Source organism: Trueperaceae bacterium, assembly GCA_031581195.1.
In the GTDB taxonomy this organism is placed as follows: Bacteria; Deinococcota; Deinococci; order Deinococcales; family Trueperaceae; genus SLSQ01.
The window spans coordinates 1-19,385 of the sequence record JAVLCF010000016.1 but is presented as its reverse complement, the minus strand read 5'-3'; the positions used below and the strand labels follow the sequence as shown (position 1 = coordinate 19,385).

15 protein-coding genes and 1 tRNA gene are annotated in these 19,385 nt (G+C 73.5%); 11 read left to right on the top strand and 5 right to left on the bottom strand.

Features of this window, described 5'->3' with window-relative positions:
• Positions 1–8: 8 nt before the first annotated feature.
• The 9 genes from RI554_02720 (at position 9) to RI554_02680 (ending at position 9,601) form a co-directional block, all read left to right on the top strand.
• Positions 9–84 (top strand) — tRNA-Ala (locus RI554_02720).
• A 269-nt stretch (positions 85–353) separates the two neighbouring features.
• Positions 354–1,007, top strand: coding sequence for a cytochrome c3 family protein (locus RI554_02715; GenBank protein MDR9390923.1), 654 nt, complete (start codon positions 354–356; stop codon positions 1,005–1,007).
• Entirely contained in the window at positions 1,004–4,048 is a 3,045-nt protein-coding gene (locus RI554_02710) for a TAT-variant-translocated molybdopterin oxidoreductase (protein ID MDR9390922.1), read from the top strand. The genes RI554_02715 and RI554_02710 overlap by 4 nt, the downstream gene beginning before the upstream one ends.
• Positions 4,045–5,478: an NrfD/PsrC family molybdoenzyme membrane anchor subunit gene (gene nrfD / locus RI554_02705; protein ID MDR9390921.1), complete on the top strand. Its 1,434-nt coding sequence runs from the start codon at positions 4,045–4,047 to the stop codon at positions 5,476–5,478. Before RI554_02710 ends, nrfD begins: the two co-directional genes overlap by 4 nt.
• On the top strand, positions 5,475–6,038 hold the full coding sequence (locus tag RI554_02700; GenBank protein ID MDR9390920.1) for a DUF3341 domain-containing protein: 564 nt from the start codon (positions 5,475–5,477) through the stop codon (positions 6,036–6,038). Before nrfD ends, RI554_02700 begins: the two co-directional genes overlap by 4 nt.
• Positions 6,035–6,625 (top strand): cytochrome c, encoded by a 591-nt coding sequence (locus tag RI554_02695; GenBank protein MDR9390919.1) that lies wholly within the window; start codon positions 6,035–6,037, stop codon positions 6,623–6,625. Before RI554_02700 ends, RI554_02695 begins: the two co-directional genes overlap by 4 nt.
• A 1-nt stretch (position 6,626) precedes the next feature.
• A complete protein-coding gene (locus RI554_02690; GenBank protein MDR9390918.1) occupies positions 6,627–7,787 on the top strand; it encodes a hypothetical protein in 1,161 nt (386 codons plus the stop codon).
• Entirely contained in the window at positions 7,780–8,544 is a 765-nt protein-coding gene (locus RI554_02685) for a cytochrome c (GenBank protein MDR9390917.1), read from the top strand. Before RI554_02690 ends, RI554_02685 begins: the two co-directional genes overlap by 8 nt.
• A gap of 79 nt (positions 8,545–8,623) precedes the next feature.
• A complete protein-coding gene (locus tag RI554_02680) occupies positions 8,624–9,601 on the top strand; it encodes a D-glycerate dehydrogenase (protein ID MDR9390916.1) in 978 nt (325 codons plus the stop codon).
• 57 nt (positions 9,602–9,658) lie between these two features.
• Here the strand turns inward: RI554_02680 and RI554_02675 are convergent, their stop codons facing one another.
• Together RI554_02675 and RI554_02670 are read right to left on the bottom strand one after the other, a co-directional pair.
• Positions 9,659–11,611 carry a DNA gyrase subunit B gene (locus tag RI554_02675; protein MDR9390915.1) on the bottom strand — a complete coding sequence of 651 codons (1,953 nt, stop codon included), beginning with the start codon at positions 11,609–11,611 and terminating at the stop codon, positions 9,659–9,661.
• A gap of 132 nt (positions 11,612–11,743) precedes the next feature.
• Positions 11,744–13,024, bottom strand: a complete 1,281-nt coding sequence (locus tag RI554_02670; protein MDR9390914.1) for a glutamate-5-semialdehyde dehydrogenase — start codon at positions 13,022–13,024, stop codon at positions 11,744–11,746.
• Positions 13,025–13,100: 76 nt separating this feature from the next.
• Here RI554_02670 and RI554_02665 point away from each other — a divergent pair, with 76 nt between their 5' ends.
• The gene (locus RI554_02665; GenBank protein ID MDR9390913.1) at positions 13,101–13,817 is read left to right on the top strand and encodes an SDR family NAD(P)-dependent oxidoreductase; all 717 of its coding nucleotides are present in this window, start codon (positions 13,101–13,103) and stop codon (positions 13,815–13,817) included.
• Between the two features lie 19 nt (positions 13,818–13,836).
• Here RI554_02665 and RI554_02660 read toward each other — a convergent pair whose 3' ends face one another.
• The 3 genes from RI554_02660 to RI554_02650 are packed head-to-tail and all read right to left on the bottom strand — an operon-like array spanning position 13,837 to position 17,277.
• Positions 13,837–15,462, bottom strand: coding sequence for an amidohydrolase (locus tag RI554_02660; protein ID MDR9390912.1), 1,626 nt, complete (start codon positions 15,460–15,462; stop codon positions 13,837–13,839).
• Positions 15,459–15,809, bottom strand: a complete 351-nt coding sequence (locus RI554_02655; protein MDR9390911.1) for an RNHCP domain-containing protein — start codon at positions 15,807–15,809, stop codon at positions 15,459–15,461. The genes RI554_02660 and RI554_02655 overlap by 4 nt, the downstream gene beginning before the upstream one ends.
• A 49-nt stretch (positions 15,810–15,858) precedes the next feature.
• Complete coding sequence (locus tag RI554_02650) at positions 15,859–17,277, bottom strand: deoxyribodipyrimidine photo-lyase (protein ID MDR9390910.1); 1,419 nt, start codon at positions 17,275–17,277, stop codon at positions 15,859–15,861.
• Positions 17,278–17,396: 119 nt separating this feature from the next.
• On the opposite strand from RI554_02650, the gene RI554_02645 reads away from it, so the two are divergent.
• On the top strand, positions 17,397–19,385 hold a 1,989-nt coding region (locus RI554_02645), incomplete at its 3' end, for an ATP-binding cassette domain-containing protein (protein ID MDR9390909.1).

Genomic DNA, 19,385 nt, shown 5'->3' with positions numbered 1-19,385 from the left:
CGACGCTCGGGGCCTTAGCTCAGTTGGGAGAGCATCTGCTTTGCAAGCAGAGGGTCGCCGGTTCGAGTCCGGCAGGCTCCACCACCCGCCCGCCCGGCCGCCCCTCGGGGCGGCCGGGCGGGCTTCGCACGGGGAACGAAACGCTCGTGAAGAGGTGAACGCACGGTGAGACCCGTGGTACATTTCGCGGGATTGCCGACGCGGCGCCCCCCGCCCGAAGGCACGTCCCTCGCGGCGCACCCACGCCCGACCGGACGGGTCAGGAGGTCTGCAGCATTGACGCTACGACGTGAACGTTCCCCCTCGACGCGACCCGGCGCGGCACCCCGCCACGCCCGGGCCGGTGCCCGCTGATGCCGCAGTCCTTCCCCCGCAACGCGAACGCGTTCGCGAAGTGGTTGGTGCTCGGCGGGTCGGTGTTCGTCGTCGCTCTGATGATCGCGCTCGCCTTCTACGCGCGCGTGACGAACAACGCCGTCGGCGTCCCGGTCGACCAACCGGTCGCCTTCCAGCACAACCTGCACGCCGAACAGCTCGGCATCGACTGCCGCTACTGCCACACCTCCGTCGAGGTCGAGGCGACCGCGTCGGTCCCGCCGACCGAGACGTGCATGACGTGCCACTCCCAGATTCGGGTCGGCGACCCGCAGCTCGCCGCCGTCCAAGCGTCGTGGGACACCGGCACGCCGATCCAGTGGAACCGCGTGCACGACCTCGCGGACTACGTCTACTTCAACCACTCCGCGCACATCAACTCCGGCGTCGGCTGTAGCGACTGCCACGGCTCGGTGCAGGAGATGGCGGAGATCTGGAAGAACGAACCCCTGACGATGGGGTGGTGCCTCGAGTGCCACAAGGCGCCCGAGGACTACCTGCGCCCCCGGAGCGAAGTCTTCAACATGGAGTACGAACGCCCCAGCGATCAGGCTGCGCTCGGAACCGAGCTGGTGGAGGCCTACCACGTGAACACCGAGAAGCTCCCGCAATGCTCGACGTGCCACCGATGAGCGACGCGCCGCACGACCCCACCCCCGGCCCCGACGCCGACGGCTTCCGCAGCGAGGTCGACGCCGTCCAGGAGGCCCCGTCCGTCCAAGCGATCCGCGCGCGCCTCGAGAACGCCAAGGGCGCGGAGTACTGGCGCGGCCTCGACGAGCTCGCCGACACCGAGGCGTTCCAGTCGTTCATGGCGAAGGAGTTCCCGCGCCAGGCGGCCCCGCTCGAAGCGTCGTTGCGGCGGCGCGACTTCCTGAAGCTGCTCGGCGCGTCGCTCGCCCTCGCCGGGCTCTCCAGCTGCGCCCGCCCGACGCTGCCGAACGAGACCATCGTGCCGTACGTCGAGGCGCCCGAGGAGATCGTGCCCGGCCGGCCGCTGTTCTTCGCCACGTTGATCGATCACGGCGGGTACGCCGAAGGCCTGCTGGCCGAAAGCCACCAGGGCCGCCCGACGAAGGTCGAGGGGAACCCCGACCACCCCGCCAGCCGCGGCGCGACGTCGGCGACGACGCAGGCGACCGTCCTGCAGCTGTACGACCCCGAACGCAGCCAAGCGATCACCGAGAACGGCGCGACCCGCTCCTGGGAGGACCTCGCCGCCGCCCTCGACGACCTCGGGGACGGCGCCCGCGTCGCGCTGTTGACCGAGACGGTCACCAGCCCCTCGATGGCGCGCGGCATCGCCGACCTGCAGGCGAGCTACCCCGGCCTCCGCTGGCACCAGTACGACCCACGGCACGCCGACGGGGCGATCCTCGGCGCGCGCGAGGCGTTCGGGCGGGACGTCACCGTCGTCCATCACTTCGACGCCGCGGACGTCGTGTTCGGCCTCGACGCCGACTTCACGAACGAGGGACCGGGACGCCTGGCGCACGCCAAGGACTTCGCCGCCAAGCGCCGGGTCCGCAGCGCCGAGGACGCCATGAACCGCCTCTGGATGGCCGAGGTCGCGCCCTCGCCGACCGGGTCGCTCGCCGACCACCGGCTGGCGTTGGCGCCCGCCGACGTCGCGGCGCTCGCCGCCGTCGTCGCCGCCCGCCTGGGGGTCGACGCCCCCGACGCAGAGCTGCCCGCCGCGGTCGACCCCGGCTGGGTCGACGCGCTCGTCGAGGACCTCGAGGCGCACCGCGGCGCGGCGATGGTGGTCGCCGGACCGCAGCAACCCGCCGCGGTCCACGCCCTCGCGCACGCCATGAACCACGCGCTGGATGCGTTCGGGGGGCCGGTCACGGTCCACGAGCCGGTGGAGGCGAAGCCGGAGGACCACGGCACCTCGATCCGGGCGTTGGCCGACGCGATGCAGGACGGGGAGATCGACACCCTGATCGTGATCGGCGCCAACCCGGTCGCGACCGCCCCCGCCGACGCGGACCTGCCGGCCGCCATGGAGAACGTCGCGAACGTCGTCCACATGGGCCTCTACCGCGACGAAACGGCGCTGGCCGCCACCTGGCACGTGCCGATGGCGCACCACCTCGAGGCGTGGGGCGACGCCCGCGCGTACGACGGCACCGCCGCGATCCAACAACCCATCATCCAGCCGTTCTACGGGGGGCGCTCCCCCCTCGAGCTGCTGGCGTTGCTGAACGGGAATCCGGACGCCACCGCGCACGACCTCGTGCGCGCGACGTGGGAGGCGCAGGTCGACGGCCCGTTCGACGCCTTCTGGCGCGACGCCGTCCACCGCGGCGCGATCCCCGGCACGCAGGCCCCGACGACGGTCACCGACGCGCCGCGCGCCCCCGAGCGCCTTCCGCGCGGCGGGGACGACCTGGTGCTGTGGTTGCGGCCCGACCCCAGCCTCGAGGACGGCCGCTGGGCGAACAGCGGGTGGCTGCAGGAGCTGCCGAAACCGTTCACGAAACTGACGTGGGACAACGCCGCGCTGCTGAGCGCCCGGACGGCGGAAACGCTGGGCGTGAAGAACGAGGACCTCCTCGAGATCGACCGGGACGGCACCCGCGTGACCGCGCCCGTCTGGATCCTGCCCGGGCAAGCGGACGGCGTCGTCCAGCTGCACCTCGGTTTCGGGCGGGAGGCGGCCGGCCAGGTCGCCGCCGGCGTCGGGGTCGACGCCTACCCGCTCCTGCAGGGGCCCGCGAGCGAGGCGGCGGCGGTGACGGCGCGCAAGGTGCGCGGCCGCCACAAGCTGGCCTCCACGCAGCTGCACAACGCGCTCGAGGGCACCGGGGAACGGCGTCACATCGTCCGGCACGGCACCCTCGCCGACCTCCAGGCGGAACCGGACGGGCCGCACTTCGTGCACCCCGTCAAGCACCACGACTACGACCTGTACGACGACTACGTCTACGAGTCGTACGCGTGGGGCATGGTCGTCGACATGTCGGTGTGCACCGGCTGCAACGCCTGCGTCACCGCCTGCCAGAGCGAGAACAACGTCCCGATCGTCGGCAAGGACCAGGTCCTCGTCGGCCGGGAGATGCACTGGATCCGGGTCGACGGCTACTACGCCGGCGACATCGACGACCCCAGCTTCTACTCCATGCCGATGGCCTGCCAGCACTGCGAGAAGGCGCCCTGCGAACCGGTCTGCCCGGTCGGCGCGACGGTGCACGACCACGAGGGCCTGAACGTCATGGTCTACAACCGCTGCGTCGGGACGCGCTACTGCTCGAACAACTGCCCCTACAAGGTGCGGCGCTTCAACTACCTGCAGTACGCCGAGCTGGACACGAACGCGACGGAGATGTCGCTCGCGAACAACCCCGACGTCACCGTCCGCAGCCGCGGCGTGATGGAGAAGTGCACGTACTGCACGCAACGCATCAGCCGCGCGCGGATCCAGGCGAACAACGAGGACCGGCGCATCCAGGACGGCGAGGTCGTGACCGCCTGCCAGGCGGCCTGCCCGACCGAAGCGATCCAGTTCGGGGACCTGAGCGACCCCGACAGCCGCGTCGTGGCGACCAAACGCTCGGTCCTGAACTACGCGGTCCTCGAGGAGCTCAACACGGTGCCGCGCACCAGCTACCTCGCGCACGTCCGCAACCCGCACCCCACCCTCGCCGGGGAGTCGGGAGGGCACGGATGAGCGTCCGCACGCCCGGCATCCAGGAGACGAACCGCGTCATCGGGCGCGGCCAAACGCCGGCGGGGATCGACGACGTCGTCAACACGCCGGTGCTGGGCGGGGTCGGCGAGACCCCGCGCTGGTGGTGGATCGGCATGGGGATCTCCCTCGCCCTGCTCGGGCTGTACCTGATCTCCATCGTGGTGCTGATCACGGTCGGGACCGGCATCTGGGGCAACAACGTCCCCGTCGCGTGGGGCATGCCGATCATCAACTTCGTGTGGTGGATCGGCATCGGTCACGCCGGCACGTTGATCAGCGCCGCGCTGCTGTTGTTCCGGCAGCCGTGGCGAACCTCGATCAACCGCTTCGCCGAAGCGATGACGATCTTCGCGGTCGTCAACGCCGGCCTCTACCCCATCCTCCACCTGGGCCGCCCGTGGGTCTTCTACTGGCTGCTGCCCTACCCCAACACGTACGGGCTGTTCCCGCAGTTCCGCAGCCCGTTGGATTGGGACCTGTTCGCCATCGGGACGTACGCCAGCGTCTCGGTGTTGTTCTGGTTCATCGGCCTCATCCCCGACCTCGCGACGCTCCGCGACCGCGCGGGCACGAAGGCGCAGCGGCTGCTGTACGCCACCCTCGCGCTCGGCTGGAACGGATCGGCGAAGGCGTGGCAGCGCTACCAGCGCGCCTACCTGCTCCTCGCGGCGTTGTCGTTCCCGCTGGTGTTGTCGGTCCACTCGACGATCGCCATGGACTTCGCCGTCAGTCAGGTGCCCGGCTGGAACAACACGATCATGCCGCCCTACTTCGTCGCCGGCGCGGTGTTCGCCGGCTTCGCGATGGTGCTGATCCTGGCGATCCCGCTGCGCAAGGCGTTCGCGCTGCAGAACCTCATCACCATGCGGCACCTCGACAACGCCGCGAAGTTGATGCTCGCGACCGGGTTGATCGTCGTCTACGGCTACGGCGTCGAGCTGTTCGACGCCTGGTACTCCGGCGTCGAGTTCGAGCGCTTCATGGCCCTCAACCGCGTGTTCGGCGCGGATCACGGGTGGGCGTTCTGGCTGTTGATCCTCGCGAACGGCGTCGCGATCCAACCGCTGTGGTTCCGCAGCATCCGGCAGAACCCGCTGGCGTTGTTCGTGATTTCCATCATCGTCAGCATCGGCATGTGGCTCGAGCGCTTCGTGATCGTGGCGGTGACCCTCACGAAGGACTTCCTACCCAGCAGTTGGGGCGACTACGTCAGCACCTTCTGGGATTGGTCGCTCTACCTGGGCACCTTCGGGGTGTTCGGCACGCTGTTCTTGTTGTTCATCCGGCTCCTGCCCTCCATCGCGACGACGGAGATGAAGGAGCTCGCCCACCACGACGCGCACCACGGGTCCGACCCGTTCGAGGAGATCCGGGCCGACGTCGTCGCGGAGAAGGGAGGGGCGTCGTGAGCACCTCCGGACCCGACGCCACCATCGCCCCCGAGGCGCTGCACGGCCTCGTCGCGGAGTTCGAAGCGGTCGAGCAGCTCGAGGCCGCCGCCGACGCCGCCCGCGACGCCGGCTACGCGAACATGGACGCCTACACGCCCTACCCCGTCGAGGGGCTCGACGAGAAGCTCGGCATGACCCCCACCCGGCTCGGCTGGATCGTCCTCGCCGCCGGGATCGTGGGGGCGTTGCTCGGCTTCTTCATGCAGTACTACGCCAACGTGATCTACTACCCGCTCAACATCGGCGGCAAGCCGCTCAACAGCTGGCCGAACTGGATCGTCATCACGTTCGAGATGACGGTGTTGTTCAGCGCCTTCACCGCCGGCCTGTTCATGCTGGGCCGCAACGGCCTGCCGCGCCCCTACCACCCGATCTTCTCGACGCCGAACTTCGAGCGCGCCACGCGCGACCGGTTCTTCCTGTGCATCGAAGCCGACGACCCGCAGTTCGACCCCGACGCGACCCGGTCGTTCCTGGAGCGGCACGCGCCGCTGCAGGTGAGCGAGGTCGCGAAATGAGCCGTCCTCTGCGCCTTCTGGCGCTCGCGCTGGCCGCCACCCTCGTGGTGTCCGCCTGCGGTCGCAACATGTACGACCAACCCAAGGCGGAGACGTACGAAGCCAGCCCCTTCTTCGCCGACGGCGCCTCGTCGCGGCCGCTGCCCGAGGGCACGATCTCGCGCGAGCGGGGCGCGATCGATCCCGTCTACCTGACCGGCATGGGCGACGGCGGGTTCGTGAGCGAGCTGCCGATCGAGGTCAGCGAGGACCTGCTGCGCCGGGGGCAGGAACGCTACGACATCTTCTGCTCGGTGTGCCACAACTACAACGGGGACGGCAACGGCATGATCGTGCAGAAGGGCTTCGTGCAGCCCGCCTCGTTCCACGAGCAGCGGCTCCTGGATTCGCCCGCCGGGTACTACTACAACGCCATCACGAACGGGTTCGGACGCATGTACAGCTACGCCTCGCGCATTCCGGTCGAGGACCGCTGGGCGATCGTGGCGTACGTCCGCGCCCTGCAACTCTCGCAGAACGCGACGCTGGACGACGTCCCGGCCGAGATCCTCGAGGAGCTCGACGCCGCGACCGGGGAGGTGCGCTGACATGGAACGCATCGACGTGAGTCGGGCCCCCGTCGTGGCGCTCCTGCTCGGAGCGGTCGGGTTGATCGGTGGGGTGCTGCTCGCCAGCGGCGACCTGGTGTACCAATCGTGGTTGTTGGCCTTCCTGTTCTGGGTCGGCCTGTCGCTCGGGAGCCTGGTGATGCTGGTCGTGGGGCACATGGCGGGCGGCGGCTGGAGCGCCCTCGTGCAACGCCCCCTCGAAGCCAGCGTGTCGCTCCTACCGATCATGGCGCTGCTGTTCCTCCCGGTCCTGTTCGGCATGAACGCCCTGTTCGTCTGGACCGACGCGGCGTACGTCGCCGACCACCCCCTCGTCGCGGCGAAGACCGCCTACCTGAACGCGCCGTTCTTCGTCGTGCGCGCCGCGCTGTACTTCGGCCTCTGGATCCTCGCCGCCTGGCTGTACCTGCGCGGCTCCGCCCGCCAGGACCGCGACGCCACCGCCAGCGGCCGCATCGGCTACGGCCTCAAGCGCCAATCGGGCCTGTGGCTGGTCGTGTACGTCCTCACCATGACGTTCGCGGGGCGGGATTGGGCGATGTCGCTGACGCCGGAGTGGTGGTCGGGCATCTATTCCGTCATCCTGATGGCGGGCCAAGCGATCAGCGCCGTCGCGCTCGTCATCCTGACCGTCGTCGCCCTCGCGGGCCGCAACGCGAAGGTCGACGAGCTCCTCACCGAAACGCGGCTCCAGGACCTCGGCAACTTCCTGATGGCGTTCCTGATGTTCTGGGCGTACGTCTCCTTCTCGCAACTCATCATCATCTGGAGCGGCAACGTCTCCGAGTTGGCCGGCTGGTACACCGTCCGCCTCGGGCCCGGCTGGCTCGCCGTCGGCGGCTTCCTGCTGGCGTTCGGGTTCCTCGCGCCGTTCGTGATCCTGTTCTCCCGCTGGGTGAAACGCAAGCGCAGCGCGCTGTCGATCGTGGCGGTGTGGGCGTTGGCGGTGATGGTCGTGAACCTCGTGTACTTCGTCGTGCCCGCCTTCGAGCGGGGCGGCTTCCCCCTCACCCTCGCCGACGCCGCGATCTTCGTCGGCATCGGGGGCGTGTGGGCGTTCTTCTACCTGCGGCGCCTCGCCGCGCACCCGGTCCTGCCCGTGCACGACCCGCGCCTGAAGGGAGCGGACCCGCATGCCTGACGCCGGCCCCGACGACCGCCTGTTGGTGACGCGCCAGGGCGTCCGGACCGCCTTCATCGTGTCCGGCGTCGGGATGGTCGCGATCCTCGTCGCGATCCTGATCCTGGCGACCGCCCGCCCGCAAGGCCAGTTCGAGGCGCTGGACGACGCGCAGTACGAAACGACGTTGGCGACCGCCACGGAGGACCTCGACGGGTTCGAACGCGTCGGGGAGGACCGCGCGCGCCTCGACATCGAGCACGCGATGGCGCTCGTCGCCGAACGCGGCGTCGACCTCGAGCTGTACGCCCTCGATACGCCGCTGCCCACCGACGCCGCGCCGGCCGACGGCGCGGCGGACGCGGCGGCGCAAGCGGCCGCCGTGGACGGCGAAGCGGTGTACGCCACCGTCTGCGCCTCCTGCCACCAGGCGTCCGGGGCGGGCGTCCCCGGCGCCTTCCCGCCCCTGAACGGTGGGCACGCCGCCGCCCTCGCGACCGCCGACGGCGGGCGCGGCTACCTGGTGCGGAGCCTCCTGTACGGGCTGCAGGGCGAAATCGTGGTGGACGGCATGACGTACGCCGGCGCGATGCCGGCCTGGTCGACGCTGTCCGACGCGGAGGTCGCCGCGGTCCTGAACTACGTCACGAGCGCGTGGGACAACGCCGACGCGTTGGACGCGACGTTCGAACCGTTCACGCCGGACGAGGTGGCGGCCGCCCAGGGCGAAGGCCTCGCCGCGACCGACGTCGTCGAGCTTCGACCCACCCTCGACTGACCGGGCGCCCCGCGCCCCCCGCGACGCGCGCCGGCCCCTCGGGTCGGCGCGTTTCGCGTGGGCCCGGGTATCGTGCGGCATGCCCACCGTCGTCCTGACCCACGCCCTCCCCGGCCCCGCGGCCTCCACGCTGCGCGACGCCGGCTTCGACGTCGTCACGCTGGACGGGGACGGCCCCCCCACCCGCGAGGCCGTGCGGGCCGCGGTCGCGGGTGCGACCGGCCTCGTGACGCTCCTCTCCGACCGGGTCGACGCCGACCTCCTCGATGCGGCCGGCCCGTCGCTGAAGGTCGTCGCGAACTACGCGGTCGGCCTCGACAACGTCGACCTCGACGCCTGCCGCGCGCGGGGGATCGCGGTGGCGCACACCCCCGACGTGCTCAGCGACGCGACGGCCGACATGGCGTGGGCGTTGCTGCTCGCCGTCGCCCGCCGGGTGGTGGAGGGCGACGCGCTCGTGCGCTCGGGCGGGTGGGGCGGCTGGGCGCCCGACCAACTGTTGGGGACGCCTCTGTCCGGCCGGACGTTCGGGGTGGTCGGCTTCGGTCGCATCGGGCAGGCCGCCGCCCGCCGCGCGACCGGCTTCGGGATGCGGGTCGTCTACGCCGCCCGCACGCGGAAGCCGGAGGCGGAGGCGGCGCTCGGGGCGCGGCACCTGCCCCTCGCCGACCTCCTGCGCACCGCGGACGTCGTGAGCCTACACACGCCGGGCACGCCGGAGACGCACCACCTGATCGACGGGGCGGCGCTCGCGTCGATGAAGGCGGGGGCGCTGCTGATCAACACGGCGCGCGGCACGGTGATCGACGAGGCGGCGCTCGTCGAGGCGCTGCGCGCCGGCACGATCGCCGGGGCGGGCCTCGACGTGTTCGAGCGCGAACCGGCGCTCGCCGACGGCCTGGCGGACCTCCCGAACGTCGTGCTGGCCCCGCACCTGGGGTCGGCGACGACGGACACGCGGGCGGAGATGGCGCGGATGGTGGCGGACGCCGTCACCGCGGTGGCGGGCGGCGGGACGGTGCCGCACCTGGCGGTCGACCCACCCGACCGCCCCTGAGGAAGGGGCCGCCCGCGGGTGCGGGCGGCCCCTCGCCGCTGGACGCCGGGGGCGGCGTCAGACGTCGAGTTCCGCGACGTGCGCGTTGTCCTCGATGAACGCGCGGCGGGGCGGCACTTCGGTCCCCATCAGCATCTCGAACACCTCCGACGCCTCCAGGGCGTCGGCGACCGTGACGCGCTTCAGGACGCGCGTTTCGGGGTTCATGGTGGTCTCCCACAACTGTTCGGGGTTCATCTCCCCCAACCCCTTGAAGCGCTGCACCTCGTACGTCTTGCCGGCGTGCTCGCGGTGGTACGTCTCGAGCGCCTCGTCGTCGAAGAGGTACAAGAGGTCCTTCTTGCGGCCCTCGCGGATGCCGTAGAGGGGCGGCTGGGCGATGAACAGGTAGCCCTCGTCGATGAGGGGCCGCATGAAGCGGTAGAAGAACGTGAGCAGCAACGTCCGGATGTGGCTTCCGTCGACGTCGGCGTCGGTCATGATGATGATGCGGTGGTAGCGGACCGCCGCGAGGTCGAACTGGCGGTCTTGGCTGGCGCCCTCGATGCCCGCCCCGATCGCGCCGATCATGGCGCGGATCTCCGCGTTCTCGAGGATCTTGTTGATCTGCGCCCGCTCGACGTTGAGGATCTTGCCGCGCAGCGGCAGGATCGCTTGGAAGCGCCGTTCGCGCCCCTGCTTGGCGCTGCCGCCGGCGGAGTCCCCCTCGACGATGTAGATCTCGCTGACCGACGGGTCGCCGCTACTGCAGTCGGCGAGCTTGCCGGGCAGTTCGTCGTTGTCGAGCGGGTTGGCGCGCCGTACGAGGTCCTTCGCCTTCCGCGCCGCCTCCCGCGCCTTCGCCGCCTGCGCCGCCTTCTCGATGATGACCTTGCCGACCTTCGGGTTCTCCTCGAAGTACTCCGCCAACTTCTCCCCGACGACGCGGTTCACCGCCGACTGCGCTTCGGGGTTGAGGAGCTTCACCTTCGCTTGGCTTTCGAACTGCGGGTCGCCCAACTTGACGCTGATGACGCAGTGGATGCCCTCGAGGAAGTCCTCACCGGTCGGCGTCACGTCGCCCTGCTTGAGGAGCTTCTTCGCCTTCGCGTGAGTGTTCAGGACGCGCGTGTAGGCGGTCTTGAAGCCGGTCAGGTGCGTACCGCCGTCGCGGTTCGTGATCATGTTCGCGTAGGTCACGAGCTCCTGGCCGTAGCTGGTGGTGTGGATGAGGCCGACCTCGACCTCGATCTCGTGCTCGACGCCGTCCTGCTCCACGACGGTCGTGGCGCCGAGGTGCACCGGCGCGTCGTACAACCGCGCGGAGCCGCCCGCGAGCGCGTCGGCGTACGCCGCGACGCCGCCCCGCTCGAGGAACGTCTCGCGGCGCGGCTCGTCGTGCCGGAGGTCCTCGAGCTCGATCTTCACGCCGCCGGTCAGGAACGCCAGTTCCCGGAGGCGGCGGCGGATGCGGTCGTACTCGAAGCCTTCGATCTCCTTGAAGATCGAGGCGTCCGGCTTGAAGGTGACGGTGGAGCCGTGCTCCCTCTTCGGGGCGGTGCCGATCGCGTCGACGGGGTGCGTCACCGCCCCGGCGTCGAACCGGAGCTTGTAGCGCGTCCCGTCCTTGACGACCTCCGCCTCGAGGTATTCCGACAGCGCGTTCACGACCGACGATCCGACGCCGTGCAGGCCGCCCGACACCTTGTAGGCCTTGCTGTCGAACTTCCCGCCGGCGTGCAGTTCCGTGAAGATCACCTCGAGGGCGGGGCGGCCCTCGTCCTCCATGACGTCGACGGGGATGCCGCGCCCGTCGTCGCGGACGCGGGCGCTGCCGTCGGGCAGCAGCGTGACCTGCACGGTCGTCGCGTACCCGGCGAGCGCCTCGTCGATGGCGTTGTCGATGATCTCGGTCAACAGTTGGTGGTACCCGTCGACCCCGGTGCCGCCCTGCACGTACATGGCGGGGCGCATGCGTACGCCCTCCAGGCCCTTCAGGACGCGGATGTTGTCTGCGGTGTAGTCGCTCAAAGGGTGCCCTCCCAGGCGGGCGACGGACGCCGCCCAACCGCGTCATGCTACCCCGCCGGCGCCCCTCCGGTCAAACGGCGAGGCCCGTCCAGGACGAAACAAATGCCGCCTCACCCCGGGCGTGGGCGTCGCTCAGGGGCGGGTCTCCCCCGCCCCCTCGACGAGGTACTTCGTCGTCACCAACTGCGCGAGCCCCATCGGCCCCCGCGCGTGCAGTTTCTGCGTGCTGATGCCGATCTCCGCGCCGAACCCGAACACGAACCCGTCGGTGAAGCGCGTCGAGGCGTTGACGTACACCGCGGCGGCGTCCACCTCCCGCTGGAAGCGGCGGGCCGCCTCGCGCGAGCGCGTCACGATCGCTTCGCTGTGCCCCGTGCCGTACCGCGCGACGTGCGCCAACGCCGCCGTCTCGTCCGGCACCACCCGCACCGCCAACGTCAGGTCCAGGTACTCCTCCGCCCAATCGGCGTCCGTCGCTTCGGCCATGTCGACCCGCGCCCGGGCGCCCGCGTCGCCGCGCAGTTCGACCCCCTGCCGCGCGAGCGCCGCCGCGACCCGCGGCAGCAACGCGTCCGCCGCCGCCTCGTCGACGAGCAGCGTCTCGATGGCGTTGCACACCCCCGGCCGCTGCACCTTCGCGTTCACCGCGATCGCTTCGGCGACGTCGGGGTCCGCGTCGGCGTGCAGGTAGAGGTGGCACACCCCGACGCCGGTCTCGACGACCGGCACGCGGGCGTGCTCCACGACGTGCCGGATCAGCGACGCACCCCCGCGCGGGATCACCAGGTCCACCTCGCCGCGCGCGGCGAGCAACGCGTCGACGAACGCGCGGTCGGGATCGTCGATCGCCTGCACGACGCCCTCCGGCAGGCCGGCCGCCGCCACCCCCCGCCGCATCGCGGCGACCAGCGCGGCGTTGCTGGCGCGCGCCGACCCGCTCCCGCGCAGGACCGCGGCGCTGCCCGCCTTCAGGGCGAGGGCGGCGGCGTCCACCGTGACGTTGGGGCGCGACTCGTAGATCATGCCGATCACCCCGAACGGCACCGTCACCTCCCGCACCTCGGGGCCGGCGTCCAGCCGCCACCCCGACCGCACGCGGTGCAGGGGGTCGGGCAGGTCGGCGACCGCTTCGCACGCCGCCGCGATCGCCTCCACCCGGTCGGCGTCGAGGCGGAGGCGGTCGACGAGCGCCTCGCTGGTCCCCGCCTCCCGGGCGCGGGCGACGTCGGTCGCGTTCGCCGCGACGACGTCGCCCGCCGACGCGCGCAACGCCTCCGCCATCGCTCGGAGGCCGGCGTCCCGCGGCCCGTCCGGCAGCGCCGCCTGCGCCGCGCGGGCGTCGGCGAGGAGGGCCGAGAGGCGGGTCGCGACGTCGGGGGCGGGACGGGCGTCGGTGGAGGGCGAAGCGTCCATGCCGTCAGGATAGCGCGGCGTGCGGCACCGACCCCGGCGGCGCCGGCGGGTAGCCTGCGCGCGAAGGAGGGTTCCCATGTCCCACGCGTCCCCCACCCCCCCGCGCGGCGCGCCCGCGGCGCCCCGCACCGTCGTCCTGAGCGGCGCGACCGGCCACCTCGGTCCGGTCGTCGCCGAACGCTTCGCCTCCGAGGGCTGCACCCTCGTCCTCCCGGTGTACGACCGCGCCGACGAGGTCCGGGCCGCCTTCCCCGACGCGCACGTCGTGCAGGCCGACCTGCTCGACCCCGCCGCCGCCGCGCACGTCGCGGACGTCGCCCGCACCGAGGTCGGGCCGGTCGACGCCGTCCTCAACGTCGCCGGAGGGTTCGCCGCCGGGTCGGCGCTCGACCTGACGGCGGAGGCGCTGCAGGGCCAACTGAACATCAACCTCATGACCGCCGCGACGCTGACCGGTGCGTTCCTTCCCGACCTCGTCGAGGCGGGCCGCGGGCACGTCCTCGGCGTGTCGGCCGGCGCGGCGCGCGGCGCCGCGAAGCTGGCCGCCTACGCCGCCTCGAAGGCGGCGCTCGAGGCGTACCTGCGTTCGGTCGCCGCGGAGGTCGGGCCGCGCGGCGTGGACGTCGCGACGGTGGTGGTGGACGGGACGCTGGATACGCTCGCGAACCGCGAGGCGATGCCGGACGCCGACCGGTCCGGCTGGATCGCGCCGCTCGGCGTCGCCGACGCCCTCTGGTTCCTGGCGACGCGCAGCGCGGGGGGCCGCGTCGCGGAGCTGCGGGTGGGCGCCTGAACGCCGCCGCGCGGCGCCCTCAGGCGCGGTAGGCAACCCGGCCCGCCACGACCGTGGCGAGCGCTCGCAGGTCGTCGTACGCGCCGGCGGTCGGGTCGTGACTCCAGGCGGTCAGGTCGGCGTCCGCGCCGGGGCGCAGCACGCCGGACGTGCCCTCCCGGCCGATGGCGGCCGCCGCCCCGCGGGTGTACGCCCGGACCGCCGCGAGCGGCGTGAGCGCCTCGTCCGGACCGACGACGAGGTCGTTCAACCCGCGGCGTTCGGTCGCCGCCCGGAGGGTCGCGACCACGTCGGGGGGCGCGACCGGCGTGTCGCTTCCGAACGCGACGGTCGCGCCCGCCTCCGCGAGGCTGCGCACGGGGTACGCCCGGTCGATGCGGTCGGCCAGCTCTCGGTGGATCGTGGGGGCGTCGAACGTCAGGTGGAGCGGTTGCATCGAGGCGACGAGCCCCAAGCGACCGAGCCGCACGACGTCGCGCGGCGCGACGTGCTGCGCGTGCTCGACGCGGGGGCGGAGGCCGGCGGCGCGCCAGGCCGGCGCGTGCGCCTCGAAGGCGTCGAGGAGCGCCGCGACGGCGGCGTCCCCGATCGCGTGCCCGACCGGCGTCAGGCCGGCGGCGACGGCGCGCCCGACGCGCTCGTGCAGGACCGCGGGGTCGGTGACGACCCGCCCGGCGTCGTCGTGCCCGAGGTAGGGCGCCTCCATCCAGGCGGTGAGGCTCCCGAGCGCTCCGTCGACGAAGAACTTCGCGCCGCCGACCTCGTAGCGGTCGCCCCCCTGCCCGGTCGCCACGCCGAGCGCTTCGGCGGCCTCGAGGTCCTCCTGCATCAGGCAGGCCCACACCCGCAGCGGGAACGTCGCGCGGCTCGCTTCGCGGGCGATGGCGCGGTGGTTCCGGGCGGGCTCGTACGCCATGTGGTGAACGGTCGTCACGCCGAGCGACGCGAGGTGCCGCGCGCCGTCGTACAGGGCCGCCGCGAGCGCCGCGTCGCTGGGGGCGGGCACGGCGCCGGCCACGAGCTCGACGGCGCGCTCCAGCAGTTCGCCGGTCGGGGTGCCGTCGGCTCGGCGGACGACCTCCCCGCCGGGCGGGTCGGGCGTCGCCGCATCGACGCCGGCGGCGGCGAGCGCGGCGGCGTTCGCGAGGGCGCCGTGGTGGTCCTGGCTGCGCATCAGGACCGGGTGGTCGGGCAGCGCGGCGTCCAGCGGCGCGCGGTCGGGCCGGCGGACGCCCCAGCGTTGCAGCGCGAAGCCGGCGCCCTCGACCCACGTGCCGGGCGGGAGGGCGGCCGCGCGCTCGGCGAGGCGGGCGATCGCCGCGTCGAACGAGGTCGTGTCCCCCAGCGGCACCTGCGCGCGTTCGAGCCCGTGGTAGCCGAGGTGGACGTGCGCATCGTGAAAGCCGGGCGTCAACGTCGCGCCGGGAAGCTCGACGCGTTCGAAGCCGTCCGCGAGGCGGGGCGCGAGGTCGGCGGCGGCGCCCACCCCGAGGATGCGGCCGCCGCGGACCGCGACCGCGTCGCCCTCCACCGCGCCGGCCGGGACGCCGTCCTCGAGGGTCCGCACGGCGTCGGCGACGAACAGGCGGTCGCGGAGGGGATCGAAGGTGGCGTCGGGGTCGGGGGGCGTGGGGACGGACGTCACGTGGGGACCTCCTGCGCGCCGACCGGGAGGGTGAGGCGGATCAGCGCGTCGTAGTCGTCGGGTTGGGTCGGGTCGTCGAGCGCCGCCTTGTTGCGGCGTTCGGCGCCGCAGACGGTGCAGCGGTGCACGATCCGCCAGCCCTTCCCCCCGACCGATTCCGCACCGACCGGCGCGAGCGGACCGCCGCAGTCGGACGCCCGGTCGCCCGGGTCGACGTCGACGTGCAGCGACCAGAGGCAGGCGGGACAGTGGTTGCGGACCGATCCGCCCGCGAGGGGGGCGACGTCCGCGCCGCAGTGCAGGCAGACGAACCCCTGGTTGGTGCCGCGGACGGTGAAGCGCTTCACGCGGCGAGTCTACCCGGCGGGGGGCGGCCCGCCGGTCGCGCTGCCGGGTTCAGCGCCGGAACCGCCCGCCGTCCGCGGCGTGCGCCTCCGCCTCGAGGCGCGCGACCTTCGCGACGTAGGCGTCGGGATCCGCCTTGCGTTTCAGGCCCGCGGCGTTCATGTAGCGGACCTTGCCGAACACCGCGCGTTCGGTCCACGCCCGGTCGTGCAGCCCGAACGTCCAGGCGACGCCGGCGTACCCGTTCGGGGAGCGCCCGTCGAGGAACCAGCGGTCGTTCAGGGTCCGCAGCAGCTCGAAGCCGGCTTCGGGGTCGGAGGTCCACTCGAGGACCTTCTTCCCCCAGTACATCCGCATGTAGTTATGCATGTAGCCCGTCGCGCGCATCTCGCGCATCGCGGCGTTCCAGTACGGGTCGTGCGTCGCGGCGGCCTCGAACGTCGCTTCGTCGTACACCTCGTCCCGCGCGTCGCTCGCGTGCTCGGCGAGGGTGGTGCGGGCCCACGGGGGGAGGGTGGCGTACGCGTCGTAGTCCTCGGAGAACGCGACGAAGTTGATCGCCAACTCCCGCCGCACCACGAGCTCCTCGAGGAAGGCGTCGAGCGAGGCGGCGTCGCTCGCCGCGTCGCGCGCCCGGAGGGCGACGTCGACGACCGAGAGGTGCCCGTAGCGAAGCGCCTTGCTGAGGTGGCTCACGTCGTCGGTCTGCGGTTGGTTGCGGTGCGCGGCGTACGCCGCGAAGCGCGAATTGAGGAACCCCTCGAACCGGAGGTCGGCGGCGCGTTCCCCGCCGACCTCCAGCGCGACCGGCGCGGCCCGGTCGTCCAGGCGGAGGTGCGCCAGGACGCCGCCCAGGTCGTCGAGGTCGACGGGCGGCAGGCCGTCGGCGAGCCGGGGATCGCCGGCGGGGACGGCGACCGGCTGGGGCGTGGGGCGCACCAGGTGCGCCTCGGCGTGCCGCCAGAGCTTCGGGCGGATCGTGCGGGCCGCCCACTCGCGTTTGTCGGTGACGACGTCGACCGGGACGACGACGTCGCCCTCCACCTCGCGGACGCGCAGCGACGCTTCGCGGGCGAGGCGGGCGCGCCAGGCGCGTTGGTGACGGAGGTAGCCGCGGTCGAGGACCAGCGCCGCGGCGTCGGGGGCGAGGGCGTGCGCGAGGGTCGCGGGGTCGGCGTAGCGGACGGCGAACGCCACGCCGCGCACCGCGAGGGCGTCGCGCAGGTCCACGAGCCCGTCGAGGAGGTACGCCGCCGACCGTTCACCGAGGCCGGGCTCCTGGGCGTCGAGCGCGAACGCCGCGACGACCGGCACGCCGAGCGCCCCCGCGAGGTGCAGCGCCTCCTCGAGGGCGGGGTTGTGGCGGGCGCGCTGCGCGGCATCGACGAGGTAGACCACGTAGCGCCCGTCGGAACGGACGGGGCCGAGGGCGAGGTCGCGGGTGCGGGCGGGATCGAGCGCGTCGGGCATGCGGCAGGGTACGCCGCGTCGCCCTCCCCCGTCCGTGGGCCTCGGCGCGGTGCGGGGGCGCGCGCGTCCTCGGCCTGGACGCCACCGGCCCGCGCCGGGCGCGCGCGTATCCTGGGGGCGTGGATGCGTTGGCGTCGCTACGGGGCGTGACGGTGTGGGCGGACGAACGGGCGGTGCTCGACCGCGTCGACTGGACGGTCCGGCCCGGCGACCGGTGGGGCGTCGTGGGGCCCAACGGTGCCGGCAAGTCGACGCTGCTGGCGCTGCTGGCCGGCGCGCGCGCGCCCGCGGAGGGGCGGGTCGTGCGGGCGCCGGGCCTGCGCATCGCGCACCTCCGGCAGGACGGCCTCGCCCTCGACGACCGCGAAGCGACGCTGGCCGACGCCGTGCGGGAGGCGCTCGCGCCGGTCCGGCGGGCGGAGGCCGCCATGGCGCGCGAGGCGGACCGCTTGGCGGCCGGCGGCGGGGACCTGCGGCGCTACGGGGCACTGCAGGAGGCGTTCGAGGCGGCCGGTGGGTGGCGCGCGGAACGGCGCGTCGCGCGCGCCGTGACGGCGGCGGCGGGCGGCGCGCCGCCCGCGACGCGCCTCGCGGACCTCCCGCCGGACGCGCGCCGGCGGGTGGCGTGGGCGGTCGCCGAAGCGACCCGCCCGGACCTGCTGCTGCTGGACGAACCGACGAACGGCCTCACGGTCCCCGAACGCGACGCGTTCGCCGCGCAGGTCGAGGCGCTGCCCGCGCAGACGACGCTCGTCGCGGCGAGCCACGACCGGGCGTGGTTGGCGCGCATCGCGCGCCAGACGGCGCAGGTGAAGGGCGGGCGGCTTTGGAGCGTCCGCCAGCCGTTCGACGTCGCGGCCCCCGCCTGGGGGCACGGCCGCCGGACGGCGGCGATGGGGCCCCGCCCGGTGGGGCGCACGACGGTCCGCGAGGGGCGGGGGCGCGGTCCGCTGCTGCACGCCGCCGACCTGCGCGTGGGCGGGGACGGGGCGGCGGGCGTGCGGGCGTCGCTGCGGTTGGAGGACGGCGAGGTCCTGGCGATCCTCGGGCAGGGCGGGGGCGGGCCCGCGGCGCTGCTGCGGGCGTTGGCGGCGGAGGTCCGCCCCGACGCGGGCACCGTGACGGTGCGGCCGGGCGCGCGGGTCCGGTTCGCATCCCGGCGCGACCGGGGGTTGGCGGGGGCGTCGCCGTGGGCGGCCGTGACGCGCTGGGTGGACGACGGGCGCGCCGCGTCGCTGTTGGCGGCGTTCGGTCTCCCGCACGACCGCTGGCGCGCCACCCCCGACGCGCTGTCGGGCGGTGAGCGGGCGCGGGCCGGCCTGGCGGCGCTCGCGGCTTCGGAGGCGGACCTGGTGCTGCTCGAGACGCCGGAGGACGACCTGGACGTAGGCGGCCTGGAACGCCTCGAGGACCTGCTGCGCGCCCCGGGCACCGCCGGGGTGGTGGTGACGCACGACGTCCGCTTCGCCGACGCCGTGGCGCGCGACGTCGCGACGGTGGAGGACGGCGTGCTGGTGCGCTGGCGGGGGGGCGTGGAGGGCTGGCGGCGGGGCGTCCGCCGGCGGGACGGCGGCGCCGACGACGGGCGCGGAGCGCTCGAGGGGGACGCCGCGACCGCGCCGGCGTCCGACGTCGAGGCGTTGGAGGCGGAGGCGGCGGAGGTCGCCGCGGCGCTGGAGGACCCCACGCGGCTCGGGCTGCGCGACCGGGCGCGCCTCGAGGCCCGCGCGCGGGCGGTGGAGGCGGAACGCATGGCGGCGTACGACGCCGGCTTCGCGGCGCCCGCCCCGCGCTACGCGGCGGTGGAGCCCCCGCTCCGCCTCACCGCCGACCGCGACGGCGACGTCCTCGCGTTCGCGCCGGGCGACCTGCCGGCGGCGCCGCGCATGACGCGGGCGGCGGGGGCGGGGGAGTTGGACGTCGTGCACGTGAGCCTGCCCGACCCGGAGGGCGGCGCGTGGCTGCCGTGGGCGCGCGACCGGGTGGTGCGGGCGTGTCTCGCGTTGACCTTCCCGGTCCTCGCGCCGGACGTCGTGCAGGTCCGGGCGGGGCGGGGGGCGCCACCGCCCCCGTTCGAGGCGGTCCCGGGCGGCTGGTGGATTGCGACC